This is a genomic window from Saccharopolyspora sp. (assembly GCF_017434145.1).
GTDB classification, from domain to species: Bacteria; Actinomycetota; Actinomycetes; order Mycobacteriales; family Pseudonocardiaceae; genus Saccharopolyspora_C; species Saccharopolyspora_C galaxeae.
Genome location: NZ_JAFRFW010000012.1, coordinates 1 through 4582 on the forward strand (window position 1 = coordinate 1; position 4582 = coordinate 4582).

The following is a 4582-nucleotide window of genomic DNA, read 5'->3' on the forward strand; positions in this document are numbered from 1 at the left end:
GGGCTGAGCCGGCCGGACCGGTGGGCCGGGCGCCCATCCTTGCGGAAATGCGGGCTGTTGCGCGGAGCCGCGCTGCTGCCCACCGCTGCCGGGCCGGCCCTGCCCTGCCGGTGCGGAAGACGACCCTGCCGGCGCGGAGGACGACATGGCCGACCACGCTTGATGCAGCGAACGCGGCGCGGTCACCGAAGCCGGGTCCACGCCTTCGACTCTCCAGCCACCTGCCGCGGACCCGGCGGACGACGAACCGATCGACACGGGACCGGTGTGCTCGCCCTCCGCCTGCCAAGCCGGGCCTTTCCCATCCGGCGCGGGAGGTTCGACGCCCATCGGTGCTCACCCCTGCCCTTTCCGCTCACGCCGGTGGTGTCGGTGGCACCGCGCCGGAGGCGATCACCGGAACGACGCGCACCGTCCACCGAATGGTTCCATGCCGCGCCCGCATGATCCGAGCCGGATCGTCCGCCCGCGGATGCCGGGGAGCACCGCCGCAGGGCCTTGGTCGGCTGCGATGATGCGGTCATGGTGGCGATCGCGTACGAGGACCTCACGCCCGGCCGGGTCTTCGACCTGGGCTCGGTGCGGATCGACCGGACGGAGATGGTGGAGTTCGCCCGGCGGTTCGACCCGCAGCCGTTCCACGTCGACGAAGAAGCGGGCAAGCGCTCCGTGCTCGGCGGGTTGTGCGCGAGCGGCTGGTACACGGCTTCGCTGTGGATGCGGGCCTACGTGGATCACGTCGTGGGCGATTCGACCTCGCAGGGCTCGCCCGGTGGCAACGAGCTCACCTGGAGCGCACCGGTGTTCCCGGACGACGAGCTGCGCTTCGGCATGGTCGTCAACAGCAGCAGGCGCTCGCACAGCAAACCCGGGCTGGGGCTGGTGGAGGTCACCGGCACCGCCGATCGCGACGACCAGCGGGTTCTGCGGTTCACCTTCGTCGCCCTGTTCGGCACCCGCGACGCGCCCGGCCAGGACGGCTGAGTCAGCCGGTGAGCGCTCGGACCACGCCGGACGGGCTCGGGCGGCCCAGCTGCTCGGCCATCCAGGCGCTGGTCGCGGCCAGCGCGGCGAGATCCACGCCGTGCCCGATGCCGAGCCCGTCGAGCATCCACACCAGGTCCTCGGTGGCGAGGTTGCCGGTCGCCGACTTCGCGTACGGGCAACCGCCCAGCCCGCCCGCCGAAGCATCCACAGTGGACACTCCGAGCCGCAGCGCCGCGCAGGTGTTGGACAACGCCTGTCCGTAGGTGTCGTGGAAGTGCACCGCCAGCCGCGAAACCGGCACGTCCGCCGCGGTGCACGCCCGCAGCACCGCCTCGACGTGCCCGGGCGTGGCCACGCCGATCGTGTCGCCGAGCGAGAGCTGGTCGCAGCCCATGTCCAGCAGCCTGCGGCCCGCCCGCACGGCCTGCTCGACCGGCACCGGCCCCTCCCAGGGGTCGCCGAACACCATCGACAGGTAGCCCCGCACGGTCATGCCCGCTTCGACCGCGCGAGTCACCACCGGCTCGAACATCGCGAACTGCTCGTCCAGGCCGCGGTTGAGGTTGCGGCGGCTGAAGGCCTCGGTCGCCGATGCGAAGATCGCGATGTCGGTGACCCCGGACTCCAGCGCCCGGTCCAGCCCGCGCGCGTTCGGCACCAGCACCGGATAGCGCACTCCGGAACGGGGTCGCAGCCCGGCCAGCACGTCGGCCGCGTCGGCCAGCTGCGGCACCCACTCCGGGCGCACGAAGCTGGTCGTCTCCACGACGGGCAGCCCGGCCGCGGCGAGCCGGTGCAGGAACTCGAGCTTCACCTCGGCTGGCAGCACGCCCTGCTCGTTCTGCAGGCCGTCCCGCGGGCCGACCTCCCAGATCGTGACCTCGGCGGGCAGCCCGGCCGGCTCCGGCGAGGGCACCCGCATCGGAAGGCCGAGCTCGGGCGCGCTCATCGCTGCTGCTCGCCGTGGTGCTCGTCCACGTCGTCGTTGACCTCGTGGTAGAGCAGGGTGTGCACCCGCTGCACACCGGGGATGTCGTCGAACTCCAGCGGCTCGTCGGAGGCGGACTCGACGATCAGCGTGCCGCAGCCGAGCATCCGGTCGGCCAGGCCCTGGGTGAACCGCACGCTGTTGATCCGCCACATCGGGATGTCCACGCCGGTGCGGGTGAACACGCCCTCGCGGACCATCAGCCGCCGCGAGGTGACCACGAAGTGCGTGGTGCGCCAACGCAGCAGCGGCGCGAGCGTCCACCAGACCACCAGGATCACGCCGACCACGGCGATCGCGATCCACGCGGGCAGGTGCCAGCTGTACTGCCCGGCCATCGCGGCGCCGTACGAACCGGCCCCGACGACCACCAAGAACAGCAGCACCGGGAAGAACAGCATCTTCCAGTGCGGGTGGGTGTGCACCACCACGTACTCGTCCTCACCGAGCAGGCTGTCCGGATAGGCCACCGGAGATCCCTCCCTCAATCACCGCCGCCGATCACGCTACCTTCCCGCGCGCCCTCCGCACGTGATCAGTTGGGGCGAAGGTGCACCACGTCGCCCGCGGAGACCGGTGTGCTGGCACCGTCCACGCCGCGCACCACCAACCGTCCCGACGGGTCCACGTCGGTGGCAACGCCGCGCAGGTCCTCGGTGCCCAGCTCGACCCGGATCCGCTGGCCGAGCGTGCCGCAAAGTCGCTGGTAGCGGTCCAGCAGGCCACTGGCCAGCACGTCCCCGTCCCGTTCCCGCCACTGCCGGTCGGCATCGGCGAACGCGCGGAGCAGGGCGACGGCGAACTCCTCGCGGTCCACCTCGGCACCCTGCGCTGCCAGCGAGGTCGCGGGCAGCCCGCCCGCGCCGTGCGGCAGATCGGCGGCCTGCTGGTGCACGTTGATGCCCATGCCGAGCACGATCGCCATCCCGTCCGGCGCGGCGACCCCTTCGGCGAGGATGCCCGCGGCCTTCTGCCAGCGGTCGGCGTCGCCGAGCAGCAGGTCGTTCGGCCACTTCAGCGTGGCGGTGAGCCCGAACATCGCCTGCACCGTCTCGGCGAGCGCGACTCCGCCGATCAGCGGCAACCACGCGATGGCCTCGCGCGGCACGGTGGACGGCCGCAGCAGCACGCTGACGTGCAATCCCTGACCGCGCGGGGAAACCCAGCCGCGGCTCAACCGGCCGCGCCCGGCCTGCTGCTCCTCGGCGAACAGCACCGTCCGGTCCGCCGCCCCGCGCCCGGCGGCCTGCACCAGGTCGGTGTTCGTCGACCCGGTCACGGTGACCACGTCCAGCGCCGAGTACGGGCCGTCTTCCACGAGTCGCTTGCGGAGGTTGTCGGCATCGAGCAGCACGGGCTCCATGCGCCCAGATTACGAGCACGCTCGACCGGGTCGTGCGCGACCTGGGCATCGGCCGGTTGCGCGCTCGTCGCCGCAACAGTGCCGGTGCGAGGTCAGCTCGGGTATCGGAGTCCGAATCCCAGCGGGAACAGGGCGTCCTGGCCGTCGCCTTCGTTGATCGGCTGCTGGTCGAACGAGCGCATCCAGCTCATCGGCAGCTTCCCGGTCGGGTTGTGGTCGCCGAACAGCACGTCGGCCACCCCCTGCCCTTCGGACCCCGGCAGCCAGGACGCCAGCAGCGCGTTCCAGCCGTCCAGCTCACCGGCGACGTCCAGCGGCCGCCCGGAGACGGTCAGCACGACCACCGGGACGCCGGACTCGCGCAGCTTCGCGATGGTGGCGAGGTCTTCGTCGTCGAGACCGAGCCCGTCCGGCCGGTCGCCCTCGTACTCCGCGTAAGGCGTCTCACCGACCACCGCCACGGCCGCCTGGTAGCTGTCGTCGACGCCTTCTCCGTTGCGGGAGTAGTCGACCTGCGCACCGGGCGCGGACCGCCGGATGCCCTCGAGGATCGTGGTGCCCTCGGTGACGTCCCCGCTCCCGCCCTGCCAGGAGATCGTCCAGCCGCCGCTCTGGTTGCCGATGTCGTCGGCGTTCTTGCCCGCCACGAAGATCTTGCCGTCCTTGGCCAGCGGGAGCACCCCGTCGTTCTTGAGCAGCACCTGCGACTCGCGGACCGCTTCGCGCGCCAGCGCCCGGTGCTGCTCGCCGCCGACCTCGGGAAGGAGGTCGCGCTGGGCGAACGGGCGCTCGAACAGGCCGAGCTCGAACTTCTTGGTGAGGATGCGCCGGTTCGCGTCGTCGATGCGCGTCATCGGCACCCGGCCGGATTCCACCTCGGCGCGCAGGTAGTCCAGGAACTTCTCGTGCCGATCGGACATCATGATCATGTCCAGCCCTGCGTTGACCGAGGCGCGCACCTCCTCCGGCGTGAAGTCCTCCCGCCCGTCGATCTTGTCGATGGCGTCGTAGTCGGAGACCACGATGCCGCCGAAGCCGAGCTCGTCCTTGAGCACGTCGGTGACGAGGTAGCGGTTCGCGTGCAGCTTCACGTCGTTCCAGCTGCTGTAGGAGATCATCACCGAACCGGCGCCGCGCTCGATCGCCTCGCGGAACGGCGGCAGGTGGATCTCGCGCAGTTCCTGCTCGCTGATCTCGGCGTTGCCCTGGTCGTCGCCGCCGGTGGTGCCGCCGTCGCCGACGTA

5 protein-coding genes are annotated in these 4582 nt (G+C 71.5%); 1 reads left to right on the forward strand and 4 read right to left on the reverse strand.

Annotated elements, in window-relative coordinates; all coding sequences use genetic code 11:
* The first annotated feature begins 522 nt into the window (after window positions 1-522).
* Complete coding sequence (locus IJH84_RS00285) at window positions 523-984, forward strand: MaoC family dehydratase (protein WP_200073415.1); 462 nt, start codon at window positions 523-525, stop codon at window positions 982-984.
* Window position 985: 1 nt separating this feature from the next.
* Here the strand turns inward: IJH84_RS00285 and IJH84_RS00290 are convergent, their stop codons facing one another.
* From IJH84_RS00290 to IJH84_RS00305, 4 genes are all read right to left on the reverse strand, one after another.
* A complete protein-coding gene (locus IJH84_RS00290; protein ID WP_200073416.1) occupies window positions 986-1936 on the reverse strand; it encodes a hydroxymethylglutaryl-CoA lyase in 951 nt (316 codons plus the stop codon).
* The gene (locus tag IJH84_RS00295; protein ID WP_200073417.1) at window positions 1933-2445 is read right to left on the reverse strand and encodes a PH domain-containing protein; all 513 of its coding nucleotides are present in this window, start codon (window positions 2443-2445) and stop codon (window positions 1933-1935) included. Before IJH84_RS00295 ends, IJH84_RS00290 begins: the two co-directional genes overlap by 4 nt.
* Before the next feature lie 65 nt (window positions 2446-2510).
* Window positions 2511-3338 (reverse strand): biotin--[acetyl-CoA-carboxylase] ligase, encoded by an 828-nt coding sequence (locus tag IJH84_RS00300; RefSeq protein ID WP_295138773.1) that lies wholly within the window; start codon window positions 3336-3338, stop codon window positions 2511-2513.
* Between the two features lie 92 nt (window positions 3339-3430).
* A partial coding sequence (locus IJH84_RS00305; RefSeq protein WP_295138776.1) for a glycoside hydrolase family 3 protein occupies window positions 3431-4582 on the reverse strand: 1152 nt, incomplete at its 5' end.